Annotated in this window: 26 protein-coding genes and 2 riboswitches; of the genes, 2 read left to right on the top strand and 24 right to left on the bottom strand. The window is 52.8% G+C overall.

The window, feature by feature from the left end:
• Positions 1-13: 13 nt before the first annotated feature.
• The 4 genes from KNO58_RS03045 to KNO58_RS03030 all read right to left on the bottom strand — a co-directional run bounded on the left by KNO58_RS03045 (position 14) and on the right by KNO58_RS03030 (position 4007).
• Entirely contained in the window at positions 14-859 is an 846-nt protein-coding gene (locus KNO58_RS03045; RefSeq protein WP_214751808.1) for a DUF72 domain-containing protein, read from the bottom strand.
• Positions 860-876: 17 nt separating this feature from the next.
• Positions 877-2058, bottom strand: coding sequence for an MFS transporter (locus KNO58_RS03040; protein WP_214751807.1), 1182 nt, complete (start codon positions 2056-2058; stop codon positions 877-879).
• Positions 2059-2174: 116 nt separating this feature from the next.
• Entirely contained in the window at positions 2175-3494 is a 1320-nt protein-coding gene (brnQ, locus tag KNO58_RS03035) for a branched-chain amino acid transport system II carrier protein (protein WP_214751806.1), read from the bottom strand.
• A gap of 240 nt (positions 3495-3734) precedes the next feature.
• The gene (locus tag KNO58_RS03030; protein ID WP_214751805.1) at positions 3735-4007 is read right to left on the bottom strand and encodes an acylphosphatase; all 273 of its coding nucleotides are present in this window, start codon (positions 4005-4007) and stop codon (positions 3735-3737) included.
• 92 nt (positions 4008-4099) lie between these two features.
• Between KNO58_RS03030 and KNO58_RS03025 the strand changes: the two genes are divergently transcribed.
• Positions 4100-5482: an alanine/glycine:cation symporter family protein gene (locus KNO58_RS03025; protein ID WP_214751804.1), complete on the top strand. Its 1383-nt coding sequence runs from the start codon at positions 4100-4102 to the stop codon at positions 5480-5482.
• Between the two features lie 36 nt (positions 5483-5518).
• Here the strand turns inward: KNO58_RS03025 and KNO58_RS03020 are convergent, their stop codons facing one another.
• From KNO58_RS03020 to KNO58_RS02950, 15 genes are all read right to left on the bottom strand, one after another.
• Positions 5519-6493 carry an L-lactate dehydrogenase gene (locus KNO58_RS03020; RefSeq protein ID WP_376778134.1) on the bottom strand — a complete coding sequence of 325 codons (975 nt, stop codon included), beginning with the start codon at positions 6491-6493 and terminating at the stop codon, positions 5519-5521.
• Between the two features lie 109 nt (positions 6494-6602).
• On the bottom strand, positions 6603-7019 hold the full coding sequence (locus KNO58_RS03015; RefSeq protein WP_214751802.1) for a DUF6678 family protein: 417 nt from the start codon (positions 7017-7019) through the stop codon (positions 6603-6605).
• 5 nt (positions 7020-7024) lie between these two features.
• Positions 7025-7453 (bottom strand): hypothetical protein, encoded by a 429-nt coding sequence (locus KNO58_RS03010; RefSeq protein ID WP_214751801.1) that lies wholly within the window; start codon positions 7451-7453, stop codon positions 7025-7027.
• A 69-nt stretch (positions 7454-7522) separates the two neighbouring features.
• The gene (locus KNO58_RS03005) at positions 7523-8905 is read right to left on the bottom strand and encodes an LVIVD repeat-containing protein (RefSeq protein ID WP_214751800.1); all 1383 of its coding nucleotides are present in this window, start codon (positions 8903-8905) and stop codon (positions 7523-7525) included.
• A 108-nt stretch (positions 8906-9013) separates the two neighbouring features.
• Positions 9014-9128: riboswitch (SAM riboswitch) on the bottom strand.
• Between the two features lie 90 nt (positions 9129-9218).
• Positions 9219-9593 (bottom strand): YciI family protein, encoded by a 375-nt coding sequence (locus KNO58_RS03000; RefSeq protein ID WP_214751799.1) that lies wholly within the window; start codon positions 9591-9593, stop codon positions 9219-9221.
• Positions 9594-9727: 134 nt separating this feature from the next.
• On the bottom strand, positions 9728-11125 hold the full coding sequence (gene sufB / locus KNO58_RS02995; protein ID WP_214751798.1) for a Fe-S cluster assembly protein SufB: 1398 nt from the start codon (positions 11123-11125) through the stop codon (positions 9728-9730).
• A gap of 19 nt (positions 11126-11144) precedes the next feature.
• A complete protein-coding gene (sufU, locus tag KNO58_RS02990; protein WP_024372279.1) occupies positions 11145-11579 on the bottom strand; it encodes a Fe-S cluster assembly sulfur transfer protein SufU in 435 nt (144 codons plus the stop codon).
• A complete protein-coding gene (locus tag KNO58_RS02985) occupies positions 11569-12789 on the bottom strand; it encodes a cysteine desulfurase (protein ID WP_214751797.1) in 1221 nt (406 codons plus the stop codon). Before KNO58_RS02985 ends, sufU begins: the two co-directional genes overlap by 11 nt.
• Position 12790: 1 nt before the next feature.
• A complete protein-coding gene (sufD, locus tag KNO58_RS02980) occupies positions 12791-14059 on the bottom strand; it encodes a Fe-S cluster assembly protein SufD (RefSeq protein WP_021065496.1) in 1269 nt (422 codons plus the stop codon).
• Between the two features lie 12 nt (positions 14060-14071).
• Positions 14072-14833, bottom strand: coding sequence for a Fe-S cluster assembly ATPase SufC (sufC, locus tag KNO58_RS02975; protein ID WP_114166887.1), 762 nt, complete (start codon positions 14831-14833; stop codon positions 14072-14074).
• Between the two features lie 172 nt (positions 14834-15005).
• The gene (locus tag KNO58_RS02970) at positions 15006-16220 is read right to left on the bottom strand and encodes an MDR family MFS transporter (protein WP_214751796.1); all 1215 of its coding nucleotides are present in this window, start codon (positions 16218-16220) and stop codon (positions 15006-15008) included.
• 101 nt (positions 16221-16321) lie between these two features.
• Positions 16322-17155: a MetQ/NlpA family ABC transporter substrate-binding protein gene (locus KNO58_RS02965; RefSeq protein WP_214751795.1), complete on the bottom strand. Its 834-nt coding sequence runs from the start codon at positions 17153-17155 to the stop codon at positions 16322-16324.
• A 29-nt stretch (positions 17156-17184) separates the two neighbouring features.
• The gene (locus tag KNO58_RS02960) at positions 17185-17847 is read right to left on the bottom strand and encodes a methionine ABC transporter permease (protein ID WP_214751794.1); all 663 of its coding nucleotides are present in this window, start codon (positions 17845-17847) and stop codon (positions 17185-17187) included.
• On the bottom strand, positions 17837-18865 hold the full coding sequence (locus KNO58_RS02955) for a methionine ABC transporter ATP-binding protein (RefSeq protein WP_214751793.1): 1029 nt from the start codon (positions 18863-18865) through the stop codon (positions 17837-17839). Before KNO58_RS02955 ends, KNO58_RS02960 begins: the two co-directional genes overlap by 11 nt.
• 77 nt (positions 18866-18942) lie before the next feature.
• Positions 18943-19048: riboswitch (SAM riboswitch) on the bottom strand.
• A 453-nt stretch (positions 19049-19501) separates the two neighbouring features.
• Positions 19502-19756: a thioredoxin family protein gene (locus KNO58_RS02950; RefSeq protein WP_235045156.1), complete on the bottom strand. Its 255-nt coding sequence runs from the start codon at positions 19754-19756 to the stop codon at positions 19502-19504.
• Between the two features lie 191 nt (positions 19757-19947).
• Here KNO58_RS02950 and KNO58_RS02945 point away from each other — a divergent pair, with 191 nt between their 5' ends.
• Positions 19948-21000 carry a PTS sugar transporter subunit IIC gene (locus tag KNO58_RS02945; RefSeq protein ID WP_128122085.1) on the top strand — a complete coding sequence of 351 codons (1053 nt, stop codon included), beginning with the start codon at positions 19948-19950 and terminating at the stop codon, positions 20998-21000.
• Between the two features lie 42 nt (positions 21001-21042).
• On the opposite strand, the gene gcvH is transcribed toward KNO58_RS02945, so the two are convergent.
• The 5 genes from gcvH to KNO58_RS02920 form a co-directional block, all read right to left on the bottom strand.
• Positions 21043-21426, bottom strand: a complete 384-nt coding sequence (gene gcvH, locus KNO58_RS02940; protein ID WP_021065488.1) for a glycine cleavage system protein GcvH — start codon at positions 21424-21426, stop codon at positions 21043-21045.
• Positions 21427-21465: 39 nt separating this feature from the next.
• The gene (locus tag KNO58_RS02935; RefSeq protein WP_214751792.1) at positions 21466-21828 is read right to left on the bottom strand and encodes an arsenate reductase family protein; all 363 of its coding nucleotides are present in this window, start codon (positions 21826-21828) and stop codon (positions 21466-21468) included.
• Positions 21829-21873: 45 nt separating this feature from the next.
• Positions 21874-22602, bottom strand: coding sequence for a hypothetical protein (locus tag KNO58_RS02930; protein ID WP_251026027.1), 729 nt, complete (start codon positions 22600-22602; stop codon positions 21874-21876).
• 87 nt (positions 22603-22689) lie between these two features.
• Positions 22690-24474 carry an acyl-CoA dehydrogenase family protein gene (locus KNO58_RS02925; protein WP_214751791.1) on the bottom strand — a complete coding sequence of 595 codons (1785 nt, stop codon included), beginning with the start codon at positions 24472-24474 and terminating at the stop codon, positions 22690-22692.
• Positions 24475-24487: 13 nt separating this feature from the next.
• Positions 24488-25660: an acetyl-CoA C-acetyltransferase gene (locus tag KNO58_RS02920; RefSeq protein ID WP_021065484.1), complete on the bottom strand. Its 1173-nt coding sequence runs from the start codon at positions 25658-25660 to the stop codon at positions 24488-24490.
• Positions 25661-25674: the final 14 nt, after the last annotated feature.

The following is a 25674-nucleotide window of genomic DNA, read 5'->3' as shown; positions in this document are numbered from 1 at the left end:
ACGATCCCCCTTCCTAGAACAGGCTGATTTGGCTCGGTGCGAGTTCATATTCGGCGCCGAGAATCTCAATCAACCGTTTGGCGTTCGGTACCGCGTCTCCGGCCGAGTTGTTGTTGAAGTAGACGTACACCGACTTCGCCTTCTCGTCGACTTGTTTGAGCGCCGCAGCGAGCTCCTGCAGTTCATCTTCACTATAACGGTACAGGCAGCGGACGTGCCGCCACTCTTGACTCGTCATGCCCGGCTTTCGGAGCCAGCCGGCGGTATTACGGCCGTGCAAGCGCACGACCGCCACGTCAGGATTGGTCACGACCGGGACGAACGGAATGCTGCTTTCCTTCGTTTGCGGTTCATCACAAATCGTATTGATGAAGCGATGCTCTGCTAAAAACGCGAGCGTCCGCTCCCGAAACGCCTCTGAGAACCACGTCGGGTTCCGGAACTCGATAGCGATGTCATAGTCGCGCAACTCGTCACGGATCGTCCGTAAATAATCGAGATGCGGCTTCGAGACATCGAACCAAGGCGGGAGCTGGACGAGTACGGCCCGCAGCTTCCCGGCCTGTTTCAGCGGTTCGACGGACGTCCTGTATCGCTCGAACAGCTCGGCGAGAGGCAGTTTCGGTTCCCGGTCATGCCCGCTCATTTCCCTGGAAACTTTGACGATGAATTGGAACGTTTCCGGCGTTTCCTGGTTCCATTTCTCGTAATTTTTTACCGGTTGAATCGCATAAAACGAGGAATCGATTTCAACGGTCGGGAAATGCCCCGCATAGGTCGACAGTTTATGTTTTCGTTCTTCGGGGGTCGTATACAATAAATCATGGTCCCCCCACCCCGTCACACCGACATAAATCATCACATTCCCTCCTCAACTTATTGTTCGAACGTGGCCGTCGCGTTCCGTTTCGACCAATTCAACGTCCCTGCGAACGTCACGAGCAATAGGACGAGACCCATCACGAACGGATAGCGCATATCGATATCGAACGCGATGCCGGCCAGTGTCGGTCCGACGATATTCCCGATGCTCATATAGGCATTGTTCATCCCCATGGCAAATCCTTGCTCTTTATCCGCCATTTTCGATACAAGCGTATTTAATACCGGACGTAAAATCGACGTCGACAAGAAGATAATCAACGTGACGACGAAGAAAATCGTATAAGACCCGGCGAACAGCGAGAACAAGAAGCCGAACGCGGCGAGCATGATAAAGATGAGCACGACTTTAATCTCACCGAACAGCGATACGAGACGGTCGACCGCGAACAATTGCACGATGACACTGACGATGCCCGTCCCGGTGATCATGACCGCAATCTGTTGTGGCGTCGCGCTGAACGTCTCACTGACGAACAGACCGAGGACCGACTCGTACGCCATCAAACCGAACGCCATGACCAAGTTGATGACGAGCACGAAGAAATACGGTTTCCGTGTCGACGACACGAGTTGACGCGGTAACGATTCGCTCTCACCCGTTTGGACATACGGCTCACGATCCGGTTCTTTCAATAGAATGATTGACGAGATGACGGCGACGAACGAGACGATCGCTGACAACAGGAGCGGTGCCTTCAATCCGAACTCGGCGAAGAAACCACCGATCCCCGGTCCGATGACAATCCCGAGCGACATTGCCGCGGAAATATAACTGTTCCCTTTCGCCCGTTGCTTGAGCGTCGTGATATCGGCCACATAAGCAAAGATGGCAGGAATCAATAGGGCGGCCCCGACGCCACCGATGGCTCTTGAGATGAGCAAAACCGTCAAGTTATCGGATAAGTAAAAGACGCCCATCGATACGGTGAAACCGATCAGTCCGAGGATAATCATGAGCCTGCGGCCGTAAACGTCCGCCCATTTCCCGGCAATCGGTGACATGAGCAACTGGGCCCCCGCGAAGACAGAAATCATGAGTCCGGCAGCGGTCCCACCTTCTCCAATCATCTTTAAATAATCCGGAATAATCGGAATGATAATCCCGAATCCTGCTACGGCGATGAACATGTTCAACATGAGAATCGCCAATTGTTTCTTTTGTTTAGTCGTCAATGTATGTCACTTCCTTTTCATCTCTCCATTTTACTTGTTGATGAACGGAATGAGCAAACGATAAGACAGCAAAAACACCCATCCTTGACCAGAGGATGGGTGTCATGTTCACTCGCTTATGAAATGCGTGATTGAGCGAGCGATTGATTTGAACGATGTTTCGGTAAGAACAGCGTGATTACATACACGATCAATGTTGGAACTGCCCAAGCGAGCCCGATCTCAGCCATCGGCAAGTTCGTGATCCATGCTGTTGCTGCTGATGGCGCCAATCCGTGTGTCGTCTCGAAGAGCGAGAGCACGAGGGCCGTATACACAGTCGCTTTCATGGCGACGTGCGGGTTGCGTTGAATCCGCTCCGTGATCGAGACGAGTACGAGTGCGATCATGACCGGATACAAGAGCGTGAGAAGCGGTACCGCGATTTGAATCAACGTACCGAGTCCGACGAGTGAAATCAAGTAGCCGAACAACGTCGTCGCGATGACGACTTGATAATACTTGAGCGATTCGAACGTGTTGCTGATGAAGCGTGAGAACTCAGTGATGAGTCCGACCGCCGTCGTCAAACAAGCGAGGAAGACCGCAGCCCCGAGCGCGAGCATTCCGACTTGTCCGAATGACGTACCAGCGAACGCTTGAAGCAAGCTGGCTCCGTCTGTCGTACCTGTTTGACCGGTCATATTCGCACCGATTGAACCGAGCGAGATATAGACGAGCATCAAACACGTGACAGCGAGCATGCCAGACGTGCGAAGAAGTGAAGATGCTTCTTTCTGGTCTGTCATCCCGTTCGCTTTAAGCGTAACGAGCACGATGGCACCGAAGACGAGAGCGCCGAAGACGTCCATCGTCAAGTAGCCTTGTTTGAAGCCTTCCCCGAGGGCACCGACCCACGTCTCATAGCCTTCTGCTGGTGCGGTTGGCTGCCCGAGTGGAGCCACGAGGTTCGTGATTCCGATTGCCGCAAGCAAGAGCAAGAGGATTGGCGTGATGATGCGTCCGATGACTTCAATCAATTTTTGTGCGCGTAACGTCAAGAAGAACGTCAAACCGAAGAAGACAGTTGAACTGATTGCGAGCGTGAGCGTCGATGGTGCACCGAGGAACGGTACGACTCCCATCTCATACGTGACGGCTGCCGTCCGAGGAATCCCGAAGAACGGCCCGATTGCCACGTACATTAATCCCGTCAAGACGAGCGCAAGTCGCTTCGGAATGTACCGAGCGATCTGGTCAGATCCACCGCCGACCCGCGCGACTGCGAAGAGCGCGAGTAATGGCAGCCCGACGCCGGTAATGACGAAGCCGACTAGGGCTGGGACGAGGTTCTCACCTGCCATCGCACCTAGCATCGGTGGGAACAGCAAGTTCCCGGCCCCGAAGAATAATGCGAAAATCGTGAATGCTAACGGGAATAATGTCGATTTTTTCATACAACTACCTCCACATACGTGTAATACCTTCCGTGTTACCAATGAATCAAATGACTAAATTTTCTGACAATAAACCGCTTGGTCTATTTCATTATACACACTTTCATTTTTTTGGCCACCCTATCGTCAAAAATGATGTTTATTTTTTTAAAATGTGGATTTATTGTATGGAACCGTTCCCTCACTTTACAAATTATCGGCGAGTTTCACTGATTGACTTGCTGTTTATGAAAAATATGGTCAATAACGGATATCAAACTTGTGGAACGATTCGACTGTCGTCTCTTCGGTTTCAATACGTTCGACCCCGACAAAACGATTGCCGTCGTAAAGGGCGCGCTTATAAGATTCCAATCGCTCTTCTCCCCCTTCCACGTGAAGTTCGACCGTCCCATCATTCAAGTTTCGGACCCAACCCGTGATGCCGTATTCAATGGCTGTAGCTTGCGCGAAATAACGGAACCCGACTCCTTGGACCCGGCCCGATACGATGAGATGTTGTGCTTGTTTCATGCGTGTCTCCTCCTCTAATTTGAAAGAATGAGTTTAGCTCCGGCCTCGTTAGGCAACAGTATATAAGTAAAATACTGGATAGGAGTGGTGATGTGGAACAACTTGTGACTGTGGTGACGACGATTTCAGACTGGCTATGGGGAGTGCCAATCATCTCGTTACTCGTGTTATCTGGACTCTATTTGACGGTTCGCTTAGGATTCTTTCAATTCCGATACCCCATCTACATACTGCAACAAACGTTAGGCAGTGTCTTTAAAAAACCAAAAGGCGAAGGTGACATCAGCCCACGCCAGGCGCTGACGTCGGCCTTATCTTCGACGATCGGCGCCGCCAATATCATCGGGGTCCCGGCCGCCATCATGTTCGGGGGACCGGGCGCCATCTTTTGGATGTGGGTCATCGCCGTCGTCGGCATGGCCATCAAGTTCTCAGAGAGCGTCCTCGCCGTCCGTTACCGCGAAAAGAACGAGGCCGGGGAATATGTCGGCGGACCCGTCTACTATATGGCGAAAGGATTGAAGTTCAAATGGCTCGCCTCTTGGTTCGCCTTCGCCCTCATGATCGAGCTCATCCCGAGCATCATGGTTCAAGGTAACGCTGTCAGCTCGGCCGTCAGGGAGACGTTCAACGGCAACACGCTCGTGACCGGCATCATCGTCGCCGGACTCGTCGCCCTCGTCGTCTTCGGCGGCATGAAACGGATCGCGAAAGTGACGGAAGTCATCGTCCCGGCGATGGCACTCGTCTATGTTGGTGCCGGCTTCGTCATCGTCTTGATGAACTTCTCGCAAATCCCGGAAGTGCTCGGGCTCATCTTCTCATACGCATTCCAACCGATGGCCGCGCTCGGTGGTTTCGCCGGTGCCGCGATTGCCGAGACGATTCGTTGGGGCTTCGCCCGTGGTCTGTATTCGAACGAGGCAGGACTCGGGACGGCCCCGATTGCCCACGCCGCTGCGCAGACCGATCATCCGGTCCGGCAAGGCTTTTGGGCCGTTATCGGCATTGTCATCGATACGCTCATTATCTGTAGCACGACGGCGTTCGTCGTCCTGTCGTCGGGTGTGTGGACACGGTCCGATGCGATGAACGATCCGGCTGCCTTGACGACGATCGCATTCCAAGAGTACTTCGGCTACACGGGTAGTCTGCTCGTCACAATCTCGCTCATCTTCTTCGTCTTGTCGACGATTATCGTCATCATCTTTTACGGGTCGCGTCAAGCCGAGTACTTGTTCGGCTTGAAGGCCGGCTTTCTGATGAAAGTCGTCTATATCGCCTCGATTGTCATCGGTGCGATCGGTGGAGCCCAGATGATTTGGAACTTCCTTGATTTGATGCTCGCGATGATTCTCATTCCGAACATGATTGCCGTCTTATTGCTCAGCGGTGAAGTGAAGCGCTTGACGACCGAGTTCTTCACGTCCGAGAAATACTATAAGAAAGACGTCGCCGAGAAGAAGGCGTCGTAACGACAAACCCGGCTGCATGAGCAGCCGGGTCCTTTTTCATGTTACTGATTCGATTTTGTCGATTGCTTGGCGAATCCGTCCGACCGAGGCATCGAACTGTCTTTGTTCCTCGTCCGTCAATTCGATTTCGACGATTTGGCGGATGCCGGTCCGGTCAATCAAGGCCGGCACACCGATATGGAGGCCAGATGCCCCGTATTCGCCGTCAAGATGGGCACCAATCGTCACGACCGAGTTCTCGTTCCGGACGATGGCGCGGACGATGCGAAGCAAACCGAGCCCGATGGCGTAATACGCGGCACTCTTATACTCGATGATTTGGTTGGCCGCATCACGGACACGTTGGTAAATCGCGTCCAAATCTTCTTGGCGATACGACTCATTCTCCGCGAGCAGCTGCTGGACCAATTTCCCATAAATCCGGGCGTTGTCCCAAGCGACGAATCCTCCGGCACCGTGTTCGCCCATATAGTAGACGTGGCAGTTCCGTGCCGACAAGTCGAAATACTCGCCGACCTTATAACGGAGACGGGCCGTGTCGAGCACCGTCCCCGATCCGATGACGCGATGCTTCGGCAAACCGGACGCCTTCCAGACGACGTGTGCCATGACGTTGACCGGGTTCGTCGCGACGACGAGGATGCCGTCGAATCCGCTCGCCATGATTTGCTCCGTCACATGTTTCATAACGACCGCATTTTGTTCAGCTAGATCCATCTGGGTCTGACCGAGCTTTTGCGCGGCACCGGCCGTGATGACGACGATATCGGCGTCGCGGCAGTCCGAGTAGTCGCCCGCCCAAATCCGGACCGGGCTCGGGGCGAACGAAATGCCGTGATTGAGGTCCATCGCCTCCCCTTCAGCCTTGGCGTGGTTCGAATCGATTAAAACGAGTTCTTCACAGAGCGCGGCCATCGACAGTTGATAGGCGAAACTGACACCGACCCATCCGGCGCCGACGACGGCGATGCGGATGATGTCTTCTGGGTCAATCGTGTTCAAGTGATCCATCTGCTTCATCCCTTTCTAAACGTGTTCTCTTTCTTAGCATACCCGACTCGTCTCCGTTTCACGACAAAAACTAAACGATCAGTGTTTACAAGATAAAAATAGAATTATGCTACACATCATGTTTCGGTTCAAATATCCCCGTATCTCGAACGTAGCCAAAAATTTGAAGCGTTGCGTTGTCCTGTACGAATGGGATTCGTTCCCTTGTTAAAATAGATATTAATTCATCGGTCAGATCATATACGTCTGGTTCGACGAGTGTTCCCTTGTAAACTAATACTTTTGGTCGCAATCGAATCCATTCGATTGATGAGGTAGGATAAGGAAAGCCATCTTCCCAATCACCTGACTGATCAGCTAAAAATTCAGGATTAGGAGTGTCTTCTAATACATATTTGATTTGATAAGGAAGTTCAAATGGAAACGTTGTCGCTACCGCTCGCCTCAGTTCCTCCCACTTTGTGTTGTTCATCACCGATGTCAATTGACGCCGCTCGATTTCATGCAGTTCTTTTCGTCGGTCCATTTTACTCACCCTCTCTCCCACACTAATTCTAATCGTTCAATCGCCCGTAACACTTCATCCCGATTCTGCTTTCGTTTCATCCATTCAGGCAATCGACTTTCGAGACTTCGATTTGTGCCTTTGCTCGTCCGAATCATCGCCTCGATGTAGCGCTTCATGTAGTCGAGATGTTCTCGATTGTAAGCCCACAATACATGGCCACAACAACTTATTTGTAAATAGAGCGGCAATCCGAAATGCACATCGAAAGCTCCACCGATATATTTTGTACCGGTCTGCTTCATTTGCAGATGACCGCATTTTAGACAACTTAGGCGCACTTCATCACCCTTCTCCATGACATCCGCTCGGCCCCCACAATGTGGACAAATCACGAACATCTGACCCATAAACGTCTCCAGTTCTCGGCTCTGTAATGCAAATCGATTGGTCACGTCATCGCCTCCTCATTTGATTATACAAAAAACCAGCAAAGTCGAGCTTCGCTGGTTGTCGAGAAATCCTTACTTATTGTTTTTTTGTAGCACTTTCAAGCCTGTGCCCATGTCAGACGCGAGCACATAGTTTTGATCGACGTAGACGCCCCAGATGTTCGCATCGGCCGGAACGTATTTTCCGATTTGTACCGGTTTACTCGGATTCGAAATATCAACCGCTCGCACCCCGCCCGCGTAGTGAGACAGGTACAACGTGTTCCCATGTACTTTTGGATCGTGTACCGTTTTTCCGAACGTGACTTGTTCAGCCGGATTCTCAGAGATATCTTCTGTCAAATCCGTCTTGAATTCGCTCAATAGTTTCGGATTCGTTTTGTTTTTAATGTCGAAGATTCGAGTGTATCCGTACGCTTGTTCGTAGCCTGATTTAACCGGCGCATACACTTCTCTCGTTTCGACGAGTACCGTGCCGCCTTTTGCAAGTGCCGCCGAGTGCGCCGATCCTTGTTGATCTGACGCGAATGTCGTCCGTCCTTCGTATGTCACGTTGTCTGGGTCTGAGATGTCCAGGATGATCGTCCCAAGATCCCAGAACGAGAGAAACGCTGTTTTCCCGTTCTCATCCGCATAGGCGCTATGGTTGAAGACTGGTCTCTTCTTGCCATCAGGCGCGTTCCACGTGTATCCGTCAAAGCTTTCATCCACTTCCGGCAAAGAACGTGGATCGAACTCGTATAGCTTCTTCGGTTCCGCTGGGTTGGTCACATCTACGAGTTGGAAGTCCTTCTCTTTCCCGTGCGAATAGTAGTCTGCATAAGGGTTCGAGGCAAGGACCAATACCCGGTCCCCTTGTGTCGTCAAGTAAAGCTCATGTGTCCCTCTCGTCTTTTTCGTGACCTCATAGAAGCCTAACTTCTTCGGCTCATACGGGTTGGTCACATCATAGATGAGGAACCCGCCTTTCGAATTCGGATTTTTAGAGTCGAGTTGCTGAACCGAGACAACGGCCAAATCACCTTTAAACGATTTGGTGTTCACCGTCTTCACGATGACTTTTTCCTGCCACGTACCAGGAATGTCTTGATCGGCAAATACTGCGACTTCTTTCGGGTTAGATGGGTCTTTCAAATCAAATACGCGAACCCCGCCGTTGCCTCCACCTGAAGTATGTGTCCCTGTATACGCGAATCCTTTATGAGCATACACATCAGCCGTACTGTTTTTCACGCCTTCTCTGATTTCTTTCAGTGGTACCGCTGCAGTCTCATGTAGATACTTGACGTTCTTGCTTCCTTCCGTCACGGAAACCGAACTGATTTCATCCGGGTTACGTTCCCCTTTCTCGATGTTGATGTCTCCTAGCTCGTCATGCGCATATGTAACCGGTAAAGCTGACGAGACCGTTAATCCTGTGACGAGCGCTGCACTTAATAAGAACTTTCCTTTCAAAATAAATTCCCCCTTTATGTTTTTGATAGAAACTCTGTTAGAGGCAGAATGCAAAAAATCCTCCTGCACTCATGAACGAGACAGAAGGATTCAGAAAATTCCGATTTCCTCTCATCTCTCAGCATTCGCTGTTAGATTTAGCACCGTTTCCATACTGGCGATTCAGTAAGGATGGTTGCCGGGCTTCATAGGGCTAATTCCCTCCACCTGCTCTTAATAAGAGTATTCATATCAAATTACTTTGTATTATGACGACGTTTCCATAGAATGTCAATATATTTTTTTGCATAATCTTTACAGGTGAAGTTGTGGTTCATTCTTGCTCCCGATAATAGTGCACTGGCCGAATCTCGAGCCTCCATCCTAACGATTCCGCTTCAGGGACTTGGGTCGTCGGATGGATGGAAGCGATTCTGACCGCATCTTCCATATCCAACGCTTCAATCACGAACGCACTTCCCATCACTTCCTTCGATTCGGTAACAGGCCCATCCGAAATCGAAATCTGATGTGACTCCCGCTTGAGCTGTTTCATGTTCGCTTCAAGCCCCATATCCATCAGCACTCGTTCACTTGCATACAGCTCCTGTAAGTGTGGTTCACACGTCGCCATAATTTGATCGATTTCTAGGTCGGTCTTTGCGTTCATTTTGTCAGCGTCGAAATATCCCGTTACTAAGAACATCATGTGATTTTCTCCTCTCGAATCTACAGGCACGCATCCTCTTGTCCCATTCCCTATTCCCTGTTTACAGGCATTGCCTACACAAAAAGACGGTCGACATGAAATCATGTCAACCGTCTTTCAGTATCTATGCAGGATTATCCGATCGATCCTTCCATCTCAAACTTGATGAGACGGTTCATTTCGACGGCATATTCCATTGGCAATTCTTTCGTGAACGGCTCGATGAAGCCCATGACGATCATTTCAGTCGCTTCTTCTTCCGAGATTCCGCGGCTCATGAGGTAGAAGAGTTGCTCTTCTGACACTTTAGAGACTTTCGCTTCGTGCTCGAGTGAGACTTGGTCGTTTAAGATCTCGTTGTACGGGATCGTGTCCGACGTCGACTGGTTATCCATGATGAGCGTGTCACATTCGATGTTCGAACGTGCGCCTTTCGCTTTACGACCGAAGTGGACGATTCCGCGATACGAGACTTTTCCGCCTTGTTTCGAGATCGACTTCGAGACGATTGACGACGACGTGTTCGGTGCGAGGTGAATCATTTTTGCCCCCGCGTCTTGGTGCTGCCCTTTACCGCCGAGAGCGATCGAGAGCGTCATACCGCGTGAACCTTCACCTTTCAAGATGACGGCCGGGTATTTCATCGTGAGTTTCGAACCGATGTTACCATCGATCCACTCCATCGATCCACCCGCTTCACAGACGGCACGCTTCGTGACCAAGTTGTAGACGTTGTTCGCCCAGTTCTGGATCGTCGTATAGCGGCAGTATGCGTCCTTGTTGACGAAAATCTCAACGACCGCTGAGTGGAGTGAGTTCGTCGTGTAGACCGGTGCTGTACACCCTTCGACGTAATGGACAGAAGCGCCCTCGTCGACGATGATGAGCGTCCGCTCGAACTGACCCATGTTCTCCGAGTTGATGCGGAAGTAAGCCTGGAGCGGTTGCTCGAGCTTCACGCCTTTTGGTACGTAGATGAACGAGCCACCTGACCAAACAGCCGAGTTGAGCGCCGAGAACTTGTTATCCGTCGGCGGAATCAATTTTCCGAAGTACTCACGGAAGAGGTCTTCGTTTTCTTTGAGCGCCGTGTCTGTATCTTTAAAGACGACACCTTTCGCTTCAAAGTCTTCTTGCATGCTGTGATAGACGACTTCTGACTCGTACTGAGCCGAGACGCCTGCCAAATATTTTTGCTCTGCTTCCGGGATTCCGAGCTTGTCAAACGTACGCTTGATTTCTTCAGGAACCTCGTCCCACGAGTGCTCTGTCTTTTCAGACGGTTTGACATAGTACGTGATCTCATCGAAATCGAGTGCCGTGAGATCGCCGCCCCATGTCGGCATCGGCATTTTGCGGAACTGTTCGAGTGATTTCAAACGGAACTCGAGCATCCATGCCGGTTCTTCTTTCATGCGCGAGATCGTCTCTACGATTTCATTCGTCAAGCCGCGGCCTGAACGGAAAATCGAGATGTCTCGGTCATGGAAGCCATATTTATAATCGCCAATGTCAGGCATGTTTTTCGCCATATCGGTCTCCTCCTTCTACTTACGCTTCCTCGTCGACTCCCTTTTCAAGCGCTTTCCACGCGAGCGTGGCGCACTTGATGCGAGCCGGAAACTTTGAGACGCCAGACAACGCTTCGATGTCGCCTAGGTCGAACGTGTCTGTATCGTAGTCTTTCCCTTGGACCATCTCCGAGAAGATAGTGGCCAACTGGAGTGCCTCGTCTACAGACTTGCCCTTCACGATTTGAGTCATCATCGATGCCGATGCGAGACTGATTGAACAGCCTTCACCTTCGAACTTGGCATCTTTCACGATTCCGTCCTCGACTTGGAGTTGGAGTCGGAGTGAATCCCCGCATGTCGGGTTGTTCAAGTCGACCGTCACGCCATCTTCGATGACGCCACGGTTTCTTGGGTTTTTATAATGATCCATGATGACCTGTCGGTACAACATGTCGAGATTGTTAAAACTCATAATTGAAATACTCCTTCGTTTGACGTAGCCCTTCGATGAAGCGGTCGACTTCTTCTTTCGTATTGTACAAGTAGAAGCTCGCGCGGGCTGTCGATGATTGCTTCAGGAGACGCATGAGCGGCTGGGCACAGTGGTGCCCGGCCCGGACCGCGATGCCTTGCATATCCAATACGGTCGCAAGGTCGTGGGCGTGTACGTCACCTAAGTTGAACGTGACGAGTCCGACACGTTCCTCTGGTCCGTAAATCTCAATGCCTTCAATCGTCCGCATCTGTTCGATGGCGTACGTCGCGAGCGCCCGTTCGTGGGCTTCGACGTTCTCGAGACCGAGGTCTTCTAAAAAGTCGATGGCCGCTGCCAAACCGACGGCGCCGGCGATAATCGGTGTCCCCGCTTCGAACCGGTACGGGATGTCTTTCCATGTCGACTCATACAAGTCGACGTAATCGATCATCTCGCCACCGAATTCGACCGGTTCCATGTGCTTGAGCAACTGCTTCTTCCCGTATAAGACGCCGATTCCGGTCGGACCGAGCATCTTATGGCCTGAGAAGGCGAGGAAGTCGCAATCGAGTGTTTGTACGTCAAGTTTCCGGTGCGGTGCGCTTTGCGCCGCATCGACGACCATGACCGCGCCTTTTTCATGGGCGAGCTTCGCCACATCGGCGATCGGGTTGATCGTGCCGAGTACGTTCGAGACGTGACTCATGGCGACGATTTTCGTCCGGTCCGACAAGACGGCACGGACCGCGTCGAGCGTGACCCGCCCGTCCGGCGTCAATTCGACGTAGCGGAGCGTGGCTCCTTTACGCTTGGCGAGCTGTTGCCACGGAATCAAGTTCGCGTGGTGCTCCATCGGCGTGAGGACGATTTCGTCCCCCGCTCCGACGTTGGCATCCCCGTAGCTTGACGCGACGAGGTTAATCGCCGTCGTCGTCCCGCGTGTGAAGATGATCTCTTCTGGGACGGCGGCGTTGATGAATGAACGGACGCGCTCCCGCGCCCCTTCATACGCATCCGTCGCGTGCGTGCCGAGCGTATGGACGCCCCGATGCACGTTCGAGTGGATGCGGCGATAGTAATCCTCGATCGCCTCGATGACAGCCAGCGGTTTTTGGGAGCTCGCCGCGCTGTCGAGATAGACGAGCGGATGACCGTTGATTTCCTGATCTAAAATCGGGAACTGTTTACGAATCGAGGCATCAATCATCTTAACGTACTTTCCCTTCGATGACTTCACGGAGACGGTCTTTGACCGACTCGATCGCAAGTTGCTCGACGACCGGGTTCAAGAATCCGTGAATGATCAACCGTTCAGCCTCTTTACGTGACAGACCGCGGCTCATCAAGTAGTAGAGCTGCACGTCGTCGACGCGACCGACTGAAGCGGCGTGACCTGCCATGACGTCGTCCTCGTCGATGAGGAGAATCGGGTTCGCATCCCCACGTGCCTTTTCAGACAACATGAGCACACGTTCCGTTTGAACGCCGTTCGATTTTGAAGCGCCATGGTGAATCATCGATGTCCCGCTGAAGATGGCCGTGGCCGAATCTTTTTGGACACCGTGAATCAAGATGAACCCTTCTGAAGACTTCCCGAAATGGTCCGTCCGGATGTTAAAGTTTTGTTTCTGTGCGCCACGACCGATCGTGACCGCTTTCGTGTCTGAGAACGTGTTGTCTCCGACGAGGTGCGTCTTCGTCTCGACGACCGAGTTGCCGTCGTTCATGTGACCGAGCGCCCATTCGAGGCGTGCGTTCTCATAGACGACACCGCGGCGGTTCATGAACGAGAGGGCCGATTCAGCGAGCTGATCGACACCACCGAAGACGACTTTCGCGTTCGCGCCAGCGAACACTTCTGTCACGGCGTTGACCGTGTGCGGCTCGTTCGTGTTCGAGAGGAAGCTCTCGACGTACGTCAATTCACTGCCTTCGTCTGCGACGATGATCGTGTGGTGATAGAGTGCGCCGTTCGCTTGTTCCATCGTGAAGATGGCTTGGAGCGGGTCTTTCAATTGGACGTTCTTCGGTACGTATAAGAACGCACCGCCGTTCATGAGGGCAGCGTTCAACGCAGACAAACGTTCTTCGTCCACGCGGACCCCTTCCGTCATGAAGTATTTCTCGACGAGGTCTGGATGTTGTTCCATCGCTTCGTTGATGCCCATGAAGAGGACACCTTCTGGCGTCGCAAGTTCGTTGTAGACGACATGACCGTTGCGTTCAACGAGCACGTTTGTACGATGGTCTCCAAGAAGTGCTTCGATTTCAGGCGTCAAGCCGTCGTGCTTCGTGAGCTCGACGTCTCCAGAGACGAAGTCCCATTTATCAATCTTGATCTTTTCAACTTTTGGCAAGGCGAGAGTCGGCGCAAGTTCTGCTGCTTCTTTGCGACGGTTGACCATCCATGAAGGTCCACCGAGCGCCTCTGCACGTGCCGCTACTGCTTGTGCATCCAATTCAAATTGTACGGTCATCGTACAGCCTCCTTACGCTTCTGTGTCTACTGTCATTCCAAGATCTTGCTTCACCCAGTCATAACCTTCTGCTTCGAGTCGTTGTGCAAGCTCTTTGCCACCTGACATGACGATTTTTCCGTCCATCATGATGTGAACAAAGTCTGGCTCGATATAGTTGAGGAGACGCTGATAGTGCGTGATAATCAAGCAACCGAACTCTTCTGAGCGCATTTCGTTGACGCCTTTGGCGACGACTTTGAGCGCATCGATGTCAAGACCTGAGTCAATCTCATCGAGGATGGCGATGTTCGGTTTGATCATCATCATCTGAAGAATCTCGTTACGTTTTTTCTCTCCGCCTGAGAAACCTTCGTTCAAATAACGGTGTGCCATTTCTGAAGGGATTTCGAGGACGTCCATCTTCGCATCAAGTTCACGGATGAACTTCATGAGTGAGATTTCTTGGCCTTCTTCACGGCGCGAGTTGATTGCTGAACGCAAGAAATCGGCATTTGTGACACCACTGATTTCAGCAGGATACTGCATTGCGAGGAACATTCCGGCTTGCGCGCGCTCGTCGACTTCCATGTCGAGTACGTCTTCGCCGTTCAAATCAACGCTTCCGCCTGTGACTTCATACAATGGATGACCCATAAGTGCCGATGCGAGTGTAGATTTACCCGTCCCGTTAGGACCCATGATGGCGTGAATTTCGCCACCTTTAATTTCAAGATTAAGACCTTTGACGATCTCTTTTCCTTCGATTGAGACGCGGAGGTCATCAATTTTCATGTGTGGTACGTTAGACATTCGGATACCCCTTCCGTTTTCTCGCCATTTTTGGCGTAGATTAGATATATTCTAATCTTAATCTAGGCAATTTTTTATTTCAAGCGACTCACCTTATTATTCATTCTCAATAAAACATAAATGTTGAGAATGAGAATATCGGGAAATCAAGACTTTATCCAACTTTTTCCTCGATTAAGGCTAAACTTGCTTTCCGTTCTTTCAAGGCGCCAGCGAAAAAGAAAGATCCACACGCCGTCAACACGGCCAAGCTTCCAAACACTGGCAACGCTGCATTGTCAAACCCATCGAGCAAGAGTCCACCGATGACGGGACCGATCGTCTGACCGAGCGCCGTCAATCCCATCGCCCCGAAGTACGTCCCGCGCAGATGGGCCGGTGCCAATTCGTCCGTCAACACGTCCGTCATCGTGAACATGAGCACTTCGCCGATCGTGAAGATGACCATCGCGATGAACAATACCCACGTCTCGGTCGCGAAACCGATGAGCAGGAGCCCGGTCGATAGGGTGCCGACTCCGAAAAAGAGCGACTTAATCGGTGACACGCGAATCCCGAACCGCATAATCGGATACTGGACGACGAGCACGGTGATCGCATTGACCGTCAACAGATAGGCGAACAAGCGCGAGCCGTCACTGAAGCCGTCATGGAAAGCGATGAACTGCGGCAACGTCGCATTGAACTGACTATAGCCGATGATGGCAAAAATCATCCCGATGATGACGTAGCGGAACGTCTTATCTTGTTGTAACACACGGAACGTCTCAGTCAAGCGCGGCCGGACTTTGACACCGTCGCCTTCCTCGAACGGATACTTCCGGAACAGCGTCGAGATGACGAGTCCGTATAGCACGTAGACGCCCGTCACAACGAAGAAGGCGCTCTTCGCACCGGTGAGCGACAAGACGACCGCGAGCAATGGCCCGATTGCCGCCGCGATATTGATTAAAAAGTAGCGGACGTTATAGACGATGACGCGCTGGTCCGGCTGCGTCGTATCACTGATGAGTGCGCGCGACGCCGGTTCGAGGAACGACCGCGACACGCCCATAAGTACCGAGAACATATAAAACCAAAATAATTCTGTCACGAGCGCGAAACCAGTGAACGTCATCGCGTTCAACGCGATACCGATCAGCATCAGCTGTTTGCGCCCGTAGCGGTCGGATAGCGTCCCCCCGAAAAAGCTCATGAACAATCCCGATAGCGCCGAGATGGCGAACACCGTCCCGATCACGCTCGCCGAGAAACCGAGCGTCGCGAGATAAATCGCAAAAAACGGCATCACAAAAAATGTCGACAGCCGGGCAAAAAACGTACCGAACAAGACGCCCAGCGTCAGCGGATGAATGTGTCGTATGTTCATCCGAATCCCCCCTTTTCCTACATATATGTAGTGTACTTCTATTGATGCGTCAAAACTACTCCAAACAAAAAAGGCCCGGGATAGCCCGGGCCTTGACGAAATTATTGTTTGACCGGTACGACTGCACCTTTGTACTCGTCCAAGATCCACTGTTGTGTCTCTTCTGACGTGAGTACTTCAAGGAGTGCCTTGACGCGCTCGTCATCTTCGTCGCCTTCACGTGTGACGATCAAGTTGACGTAAGGTGAATCTTCGCCTTCGAGAGCGATGGCGTCTTCGAGCGGGTTGAGGCCGGCATCGATCGCGTAGTTCGTGTTGATGAGGACCGCGTCCCCTTCGCCGTTGTTGAACGCTTGCGGGAGAAGTGCCGCTTCGACGTCCGTCTTGAACTCCAAGTTTTTCGGGTTGTCGACGATGTCTGACACCGTCGCGTCTACTGTCTTGCCTTCTGCGAGCGTGAGCAAGCCTTCTGATTGGAGCATCGTGAGGATCCGTCCGTGGTCAGCGACCGACGAGCTCATGATGATTTCCGCGCCGTCTGGAAGCTCATCGAGTGATGCGTAATCTTTCGAGTACACACCGATCGGCTCGATGTGAACGCCGCCGGCTGAGGCGAATTTGTAGTCTTTGTTTTCAGCCATTTGCGACTCGAGGTATGGCTCGTGTTGGAAGTAGTTCGCGTCCAACTCCCCGTCTGCGAGCGTTTTGTTCGGGAGGACGTAGTCTTGGAACTTCTTGATTTCGAGCGTATAGCCCTTCTCTTCGTACTCATCTTGGACGTGCTCTAAAATCTCAGCGTGCGGGACGTTCGACGCACCGACGACGAGCGTCTTGTCATCGCCTGAACCTGATTCTGAATCCCCGCCGCCGCAAGCCGCGAGAATTGTTAGTGCTGAAGCTGCCGTTAAACCGAGTACCGTTTTCCATGATTTCATTATAAAACCCCTCCAAATTTTCTATTTGATTAAGCGGAACGCTTATCGATTACAGATACGAGTCGATCGCCAATGAATTGGATGACGAAGACGATGACCAAGATTAAGACGGTCGCGACGAACGTGACGTCACTTTGTGAACGCTGGAACCCTTCGAGGAACGCCAAGTTCCCGAGTCCCCCACCGCCGACGACTCCTGCCATCGCCGTGTAACCGACGATCGCGACGATCGTGACCGTGATGCCTGACACGATGGCCGGCAACGCTTCAGGGAATAGTACTTTATAGACGATCTGCCATTTTGTCGCTCCCATCGATTCGGCCGCCTCGATGACACCGCGGTCGACTTCGCGAAGCGCGAGCTCGACCATCCGCGCATAGAACGGGGCCGCACCGATGATGAGCGCCGGCAGTGCTGCCGTTGACCCGAGCATCGTCCCGACGACGAGTAACGTGAACGGGATGAGCAAGATAATCAAAATGATGAACGGGATCGACCGGAAGATGTTGACGACCGCACTGATGACCGTATAAATCGGACGATTCTTCATCATGAGCGGCTCGTTCGTAACATATAACAGCATCCCGAGCGCGAGACCGATGACGAACGTCGCGGCTCCGGCGACGAGTGTCATATAAAGTGTCTGCCACGTCTGTTCGAGCATGACTTGCCAATCTACATTAGGAAACATCGCTTTCTACCTCCACTTCCACTGCCTGCGATCGGATTGAGGCGATGGCCCGCTCGACTTCAGCCGGCTCTCCGATCAATTGGATGAATAATGTCCCGAGGGCACCGACCTGTGACTGCGTCACCTTCCCGCCGATGATGTTGAAGCCGATGTCATGCTGCTTCAACACTTCCGACAGAATCGGTTGTTCGGCCGTCTCGTTCAAGAATTTGAGCTTGACGATTTGACCGCTCGGATAACGGGCTTTCAAGTGCTCGAACGTGAGCGACATGTCTTCGACCGCACCAATCTGTTTGACGAACTCTTTCGTGATCGGCTGTTCCGGGTGTTGGAACACGTCGGCGACTTGTCCGGTTTCGACGACCTTCCCGGCCTCCATGACGGCGACGCGGTGACAAATCTTTTGGATGACGTGCATCTCATGCGTGATGAGGACAATCGTCAAACCGAGCTTCTTATTGATGCTGACGAGCAATTCGAGAATCGAATCCGTCGTCTTCGGGTCGAGGGCGCTCGTCGCTTCATCGCAGAGGAGCACTTCTGGATTCGTAGCGAGCGCACGGGCTATCCCGACTCGCTGCTTTTGGCCGCCCGATAGTTGTGACGGATAGCTGTCTTCTCGTCCGGCGAGGCCGACGAGTTCGACGAGTTCTTGGACGCGGCGTTTGCGCTCACTCGCCGGTACCCCGATGAGTTCGAGCGGGAAGCTGATATTCTCAGCGACCGTGCGCGACCATAACAAGTTGAAGTGTTGGAACACCATCGAGACGTTTTTACGTACCCCGCGTAGTTCCTTCGGTGTAAGTTTCGTCAGCTCGCTGCCGGCGACCACGATTTCACCGCTTGACGGTGCCTCGAGTCGGTTGAGCAATCGGATGAGCGTTGACTTCCCTGCACCCGAATATCCGATTATTCCAAAAATTTCGCCGCTATCAATCGTAAGCGACACTTCATCGACCGCCTGGACCCGACCGTTTTTCGTGTCGAACCATTTGGCCACATTGCGTAATTGAATCAATCCATTTCCCTCCTGACAACAAAAAAAGTACGCACGTTTGAGCAAACGTGCGTACTTTATCGTACGGACAACGATTGCTCTCATCTTCCAAGGTAAATACCTTGCTGGAATTAGCACCATTTCGGATTGCTCCGCGGTTGCTGGGCGTCATAGGGCCAGTCCCTCAGCCTCTCTTGATAAGAGTGGTTGCGTATTCGATTAGCCTTATCATAGCGACATATTATTTTCATGTCAAACTATTTTATGCGAAAAAATAAAAAAAGGTGCCATCCGAGGATGGCACAGAACGTAGCACCTTGAGTCACTGAAGGACAACCCATAGATGAACCTCTTTTGCCCGATCAGAGCATTCATCCTTATATGGGGGATTTTGACCCAACCATCACTCGGTCTTCGAACGGACCATGCAATTACGCGACCGGTGCCCCGACGCTTGATTTTTTTGGGGGACAATCGAAGGGAAGGTCCACCTGAAATCGCGTAAGCTCATGCAGCGGTTGTTCGAAAACGTCTTGATGACGGGAAAATCTCGTCCTATGTTGTGTTCAAGTAAGATGTTGTAATGAATATATCATTCGTGAACTTTCTGTGTCAACTGATTATTTAAAATTTTCAGATTATTCTAATCATCCTATCTCATTTAACGAAAGATAGGACGTGCTGGACGTTTTGAAACGCGTACAACCGATCGCGGACTTGGCCATTCTCCAGCTTCAATAGCGCCGGGACGCTCATGACCTGATACGCCTCGAGCTCGTTCGGGATAAAGTTGGCATCGCGCTTTTCAATCTTCAATTCGGGGTCGACGGCCTCGACGACCGAGAGCATCCGCTCGGCCACGGCGCATGTACCACACATCGGAGCGTATATATATAAGAATCCGTCTGTCATCATTTTATTCACCTCTCTTCATAAGTATATGAATCCGGCTCGGTCGGTTCAAAAGTTGTGCTCATATGGAAAATTCTGAACATTTCAACATTTTGTATTGACGCTCGGCAGAAAGAGGCATAGTATGGTCTTTAACTTTATCGCTTTTGTACATAACAGCAAACCAGTAGAAAAGGACAGGTGAATCCCCAATGACGGAAGAGAAGCTTAGTGGAAAACAATTTTTAATGAACGTCTTGAACGGCCTCAGTCTTGCCATCCTCATCGCCCTCATCCCGAGCGCTTTGCTCGGTGAATTAACGAAAGCCATCTTGCCGTATTTTCCGTCCTTGCAGTTCATCTTAGATGCGACGACGATTGCGATGCGCCTCTTACCGGTCATCATCGGTGTCGCCGTCGCCATGCAGTTCGGACGCTCGGCGCTCGAGGCCGGGACGATCGGCATCGCGACCCAGGTCGGGAGCGGCGCCATCCGCATCGAGGAAGGCGCGTTCCTCATGGCCGGAATCGGTGACGTCATCACGGCCGGTGTGACGGCTGCTCTCGCGACGTTCCTCGTCATGCAGTTGTCGCCACGCTTGAAGACATACACCGTGCTCGTCTTGCCGATGACGGTCATCGTCGTGGCGGGAGGCATCGGCGCGTTCTTGCTCACATACATCTCACAGATCACGACGTACGTCGGAACGATCATCATGACGATGACAGAACTGCAGCCGATCGTGATGGGCATGTTGATTGCGATGGCGTTCTCGCTCATCATCGTCTCGCCAATCTCGACGGTCGGGATCGCCACAGCCATCAGCCTGTCTGGTGTCGCTGCCGGGGCCGCCAACCTTGGCGTCGTCGCTGCCGGCTTCGGTCTCGCCATCGCTGGCTGGCAGATGAACGCGACCGGAACGTCGATCGCCCACTTCCTCGGCTCACCGAAGATTCAAATGGCGAACTTCGTCCGTCGTCCGATCATGATGTTGCCGGTACTCGCCAATGCGGCCATCCTCGGAGCGCTCGCAGGCATCCTTCGCATCGAAGGCACACCAATCAGTGCCGGTTTCGGCGTCTCCGGTCTCATCGGCCCGGTCAACGCCTTGCACTTGATGCCGGGAGGCTTCGCACTCTGGAACGTCATGCTCGTCGTCGTCTTATTCGGACTCATCCCGATCGCACTCGGGATACTGTTCTATCGCTTGTTCAACCGGACGTCGCTCATCCAGCCTGATCATTACCGTCTCGACTTCGATTAATTAAAAAGACCCGGCTTCTCATGAAGAGAAACCGGGTTTTGTTTAGCCTTGAATCATCGCTTCGTATTCTTCGGCTGACATGAGCTTGTCGACGTCCGACGCGTCGTTCAACTCGACTTCGATCATCCAAGCGCCTTCGAACGGTGCTTCGTTGACGAGTTCTGGTGAATCGGCAAGTGATTCGTTCACCGCTGTGATTTTTCCAGAGATCGGTGCATAAAGCTCCGAAACCGTCTTGACCGATTCAACTGAGCCGAATGGCTCGTCGAGTAAAATCGTGCCACCGACTTCAGGAAGTTCGACAAAGACGATATCCCCTAGTTCGCTTTGTGCGAAATCCGTGATCCCGATGCGGGCCACGCTTCCATTCACTTCCACCCATTCGTGCTCTTTTGAATAACGTAGATTGGCAGGTACTTTGCTCATCTTAACTTCCCCCTCAAATGAATTAGACTCACACGAGTATTATAGCACTTCGCCCCAAACGTCTGTAAACGACTTTTCTGAAAATCCGACAGTTGATTTTTGACCATCTGTCACGATTGGGCGCTTCAAAAGCATACCATTGCTCGCGAGAAGCTCGAGTTGTTCGTCTTCTGATAGATGTGGCAGCTTGTCTTTAATACCTTCGTTCCGATACACTTGCCCGCTCGTATTGAAGAACTTTTTGAGCGGCAGGCCCGACTGTTTCCATAGCTCGGCCAACTCGTCTTGCGACGGGGTCGCCTCGACGATATGGACGTATGTATAGTCGACGCCGTTCTCTTTCAACCACTTCTCTGCTTTTTTACACGTACTGCATGGCGGATAGCCATATAGTGTCACCATGTTCATCACCTCTCCTGTTACTGTAGCATATTGCGATTCGTCGGTTCACGCTTCAAGCAAGCGCACAATCTCTCGCTTGAGCGTCGGATTGACCGGATGGTGCGCCTCGATGTGGCGGAGGATCGCTGCGGCCGCCTCGACCGATTTTCCGTATCCAGGGAGCCACTCCTCAAGACGTGCGATGAGCTCTGGATGCGTCCCTTCGACCCGTCGCGTCGGATTGAACGGGTCGCTCGTCTCCCCGTAGGCGATCAATACATTATTGACAGCCGCGACTTGAATCAGTTCGAAGCCGGCGAGCTGTTCGCCGCGCCGTTCTCGGAGCAGTCCGACGTATAGGTTCGTCAGCGCCTCCTCGTAGCGGTGTGCGGCGTCTGAAGGGCGTGTGACAACCTTTGGCGTCGCGAACGTGTCGAGCGCCTCGTCACGCTGCCAGACGACACGTCCCGGCGTATAGGCAATGCCAGGCATCTCTACGACCTCGAACACGGCAAACTCGGCGTAAATGCCGTCCGCATACATGACCTTGTGCCCGTCTTCCGTGTTTTGGAACTGGTACGCCAACGGCTCGACCGCGAGCCAATCCAACTTGTCGATAAAACGGGCCTTATGCCCGTCCTCGACGATCAAAAAGAAATCGAGGTCCGAATAGTCGTCGAGGCGCTCCATCTCGAGTCCAATCGAACCGAGTGCGAGCAGCATGAGCGTACCTTCCTGCTCGGCGACCGAGCGGCCAATCGCATCCATCCGTTCTAACAAATCATCTCGTCTCATATGTATCCCCTCCTTCGTCCATTGTATCGTCCGCAGACATCAAAAAGAAAGGGCCGACCGCGTCCGGCCACCCTTTCTTTCGTTTGCTTAGACGATGAACTTGTTCGCTTTGATGAGGCTCGCTGCGACTTCGCGCTTCGTGCCGATGACGTTGATTGGCTGATAGCGGCTGAACTTCTTCATCGCCGACAAGAGCATGCGCTGCTCGTCGCCCGATGCGGCCGCATACAACACTTCTTTCGCCATGAGTTCGACTTGCTTGAACACTTGCTCGGCGAAGATTTCGGTATAGCGGACTTTCTGCTGGTTCTTCTCAGCGCCGGTACGGGCGATGGCTTTCTCCGTCCGTGCGATGGCCGCTTCAAGCGCGTAGATGGCGCTGATGATGTCGGCAATCTTCGCGAGAATCTCTTGCTCGTTCTGGAGGGCCTGCTGATATTTCTGGACGGCCGTTCCGGCAATCATCAAGTTGATTTTCTTCATGTTCGACAGAAGCATCTTCTCACGTGCGAGCGGCGACCCGTCAAGTTCTTGTGGCATGTAGCTCATGAGCTCTTTTTGGAGCTTCTGTGCTTCGGCGAGGAGCGGCAAGTCGCCTTTCATCGCTTTCTTGAGGAGCGTGCTCGGTACGATCAAGCGGTTGATTTCATTCGTTCCTTCGAAGATGCGGTTGATGCGTGAGTCACGGTACAAGTTCTCGACTTCATATTCAGTCATGAAGCCGTAGCCGCCGTGGATTTGGACCGCTTCGTCGACGACGTAGTCGAACGTCTCCGAGGCGAACACTTTGTTGAGTGAACATTCAATCGCGTATTCGGCGATGGCTTGGGCAACCTTCGAACCGTCACGCATGTTGTCGTCGCCTAGCGCGTCGAGGCTGTCTTGGAACAGACCGCCTGTCCGGTAAACCGAGCTCTCCATCGCATAGATGTTCGCAGCCATCGTCGCGAGTTTCTCTTGGATGAGCGGGAACTGACTAATCGGTGTCTTGAACTGTTTGCGTTCGTTCGCGTACTGGACCGAGAGATCGAACGCACGTTTCGACGAACCGACCGCACCGACCGCAAGTTTATAACGACCGACGTTCAAGATGTTGAAGGCGATGACGTGGCCTTTGCCGATTTCTCCGAGGAGGTTGTCGACCGGGACTTCGACGTCTTCTAAGATGAGCGTCCGTGTCGATGAGCCTTTGATGCCCATCTTCTGTTCTTCGGCGCCTGTCGAGACACCGTTGAAGTCACGCTCGACGATGAAGGCGCTGAACTTGTCGCCGTCGATTTTCGCGTAGACGACGAACACGTTCGCGAAACCGGCGTTCGTGATCCATTGTTTTTCCCCGTTCAAGACGTAGTGCGTGCCGGCCTCGTTCAAGACGGCCGTCGCTTTCGCACCGAGCGCGTCCGACCCTGAGCCTGGCTCTGTGAGCGCGTATGCGGCGATCCATTCACCAGTCGCGAGCTTCGGCAAATACTTATGCTTTTGCTCTTCTGTCCCGAAGAAGACGATCGGGAGCGTCCCGATGCCGACGTGGGCGCCGTAGCTGAGGGCGAATGAACGCGCTTTGGCGAACCGTTCCGTGATGATCGATGACGAGATTTTATCGAGCTGATAACCGCCGTACTCTTCTGGCACGTCCGCGCCGAGGAGGCCGAGCTCGCCCGCTTCTTTCAACAGTTCGACCGAGAGATCGAACTCGTGTTTCTCGATGCGTCCAAGGACAGGCATGACACGGTCGTCGACGAAGCTCGCCGTCGTGTCGCCGATCATCTTGTGCTCATCTGAGAAGTCTTCCGGTGTGAACAAACGATCCGCGTCGAGTGCGTCGATGACGAAGCTACCGCCTTTAATCAATTCGTGTTCTGTACGTTCCATTGTCAATTCCCCCTTATAGTAATTCGAAGACGCCAGCAGCACCCATACCGCCACCGATGCACATCGTCACAACCCCATACTTTTCATTGCGTCGTTTCATCTCATGCAAAATCGAGACCGCGAGTTTCGCGCCCGTGCAACCGAGCGGATGTCCGAGGGCGATCGCGCCGCCGTTGACGTTCACTTTCGATGGGTCGATGCCGAGTTCACGGATGACGCCGAGCGATTGGCTCGCGAACGCCTCGTTCAATTCGAACAATCCGACTTCTTCGAGCTTCACGCCGGCCATCTCGAGTGCTTTCGGGATGGCAACGACTGGTCCGATGCCCATCACTTCCGGACGGACACCGCCGACCGCGAACGAGAGGAACTTCGCCATCGGTTTCAAGCCTTGACGTTCTGCTTCTTCGCGCTCCATGACGAGCACGGCCGCCGCGCCGTCTGACACTTGTGACGCGTTCCCCGCCGTCACTGAGCCTTTGATTTTGAACGCCGGGCGCAACTTACCGAGCGCCTCGAGCGTCGAGTCGGCACGGACGCCTTCGTCATGTTTGACGACGAATTCACGTTCCGCGACTTTCCCGTCTTCGCCGAGCACTTGCTCGACGACCGTGACCGGGACGATTTCTTCTTCAAACTTGCCGCCCGCAATCGCTGCCGCCGCTTTTTGGTGGCTGTCAATCGCGAACAAGTCTTGGTCTTCACGCGAGATGTTATATTCGGCCGCGACACGTTCTGCCGTGTGCCCCATGCTCATATAGTATTCCGGCGCCGTCTCCATGATCGTCGGGTTCGGACGGATGACGTGTCCGCCCATCGGGACGAGACTCATCGATTCCATACCACCGGCGATGACCGCCGTCGCTTGGCCAATCATGATTTTCGCTGCCGCGTCGGCGATGGCTTGCAAGCCTGACGAGCAATAACGGTTGATCGTGATGGCCGGTACTTCGTGGGACAAGCCGCCCCGGACGGCCGCGTAGCGGGCGATGTTCATCCCTTGCTCCGCTTCCGGCATGGCGCATCCCATGATGACGTCGTCGATTGGTCCCGTGTAGCCTGACCGCTCGAGCGTCGCTTTAATCGCATGACCCGCGAGTTCGTCCGAGCGAACGTTTCGGAACGAACCGCGTTTTGCTTTTCCGACCGGCGTTCGTGCGCCGGCCACGATGACTGCTTCTCTCATCTGTTAAGTCCCCC

It is taken from the genome of Exiguobacterium sp. J17977 (genome assembly GCF_018616375.1).
In the GTDB taxonomy this organism is placed as follows: domain Bacteria; phylum Bacillota; class Bacilli; order Exiguobacteriales; family Exiguobacteriaceae; genus Exiguobacterium; species Exiguobacterium mexicanum.
The sequence above is the reverse complement of the archived record's forward strand: the minus strand, read 5'-3'. Positions and strand labels throughout refer to the sequence as shown.

Bases quoted from the DNA above. Each gene is read 5' to 3' on its own strand.
- brnQ (WP_214751806.1), bottom strand. From the start codon at position 3,494: ATGAAAAAATCGACATTATTCCCGTTAGCATTCACGATTTTCGCATTA.
- sufB (WP_214751798.1), bottom strand. From the start codon at position 11,125: ATGGCGAAAAACATGCCTGACATTGGCGATTATAAATATGGCTTCCAT.
- KNO58_RS02935 (WP_214751792.1), bottom strand. From the start codon at position 21,828: ATGGTGACACTATATGGCTATCCGCCATGCAGTACGTGTAAAAAAGCA.
- KNO58_RS02970 (WP_214751796.1), bottom strand. From the start codon at position 16,220: ATGAACATACGACACATTCATCCGCTGACGCTGGGCGTCTTGTTCGGT.
- KNO58_RS03020 (WP_376778134.1), bottom strand. From the start codon at position 6,493: ATGGATCACTTGAACACGATTGACCCAGAAGACATCATCCGCATCGCC.
- KNO58_RS02920 (WP_021065484.1), bottom strand. From the start codon at position 25,660: ATGAGAGAAGCAGTCATCGTGGCCGGCGCACGAACGCCGGTCGGAAAA.
- sufD (WP_021065496.1), bottom strand. From the start codon at position 14,059: ATGACCGTACAATTTGAATTGGATGCACAAGCAGTAGCGGCACGTGCA.
- KNO58_RS02960 (WP_214751794.1), bottom strand. From the start codon at position 17,847: ATGTTTCCTAATGTAGATTGGCAAGTCATGCTCGAACAGACGTGGCAG.
- KNO58_RS02945 (WP_128122085.1), top strand. From the start codon at position 19,948: ATGACGGAAGAGAAGCTTAGTGGAAAACAATTTTTAATGAACGTCTTG.
- KNO58_RS02930 (WP_251026027.1), bottom strand. From the start codon at position 22,602: ATGAGACGAGATGATTTGTTAGAACGGATGGATGCGATTGGCCGCTCG.
- KNO58_RS02965 (WP_214751795.1), bottom strand. From the start codon at position 17,155: ATGAAATCATGGAAAACGGTACTCGGTTTAACGGCAGCTTCAGCACTA.
- sufU (WP_024372279.1), bottom strand. From the start codon at position 11,579: ATGAGTTTTAACAATCTCGACATGTTGTACCGACAGGTCATCATGGAT.
- KNO58_RS02925 (WP_214751791.1), bottom strand. From the start codon at position 24,474: ATGGAACGTACAGAACACGAATTGATTAAAGGCGGTAGCTTCGTCATC.
- KNO58_RS03030 (WP_214751805.1), bottom strand. From the start codon at position 4,007: ATGAAACAAGCACAACATCTCATCGTATCGGGCCGGGTCCAAGGAGTC.
- sufC (WP_114166887.1), bottom strand. From the start codon at position 14,833: ATGAAAATTGATGACCTCCGCGTCTCAATCGAAGGAAAAGAGATCGTC.
- KNO58_RS03015 (WP_214751802.1), bottom strand. From the start codon at position 7,019: ATGGACCGACGAAAAGAACTGCATGAAATCGAGCGGCGTCAATTGACA.
- KNO58_RS03000 (WP_214751799.1), bottom strand. From the start codon at position 9,593: ATGATGTTCTTAGTAACGGGATATTTCGACGCTGACAAAATGAACGCA.
- KNO58_RS02985 (WP_214751797.1), bottom strand. From the start codon at position 12,789: ATGATTGATGCCTCGATTCGTAAACAGTTCCCGATTTTAGATCAGGAA.
- gcvH (WP_021065488.1), bottom strand. From the start codon at position 21,426: ATGAGCAAAGTACCTGCCAATCTACGTTATTCAAAAGAGCACGAATGG.
- KNO58_RS02950 (WP_235045156.1), bottom strand. From the start codon at position 19,756: ATGACAGACGGATTCTTATATATATACGCTCCGATGTGTGGTACATGC.
- KNO58_RS03045 (WP_214751808.1), bottom strand. From the start codon at position 859: ATGATTTATGTCGGTGTGACGGGGTGGGGGGACCATGATTTATTGTAT.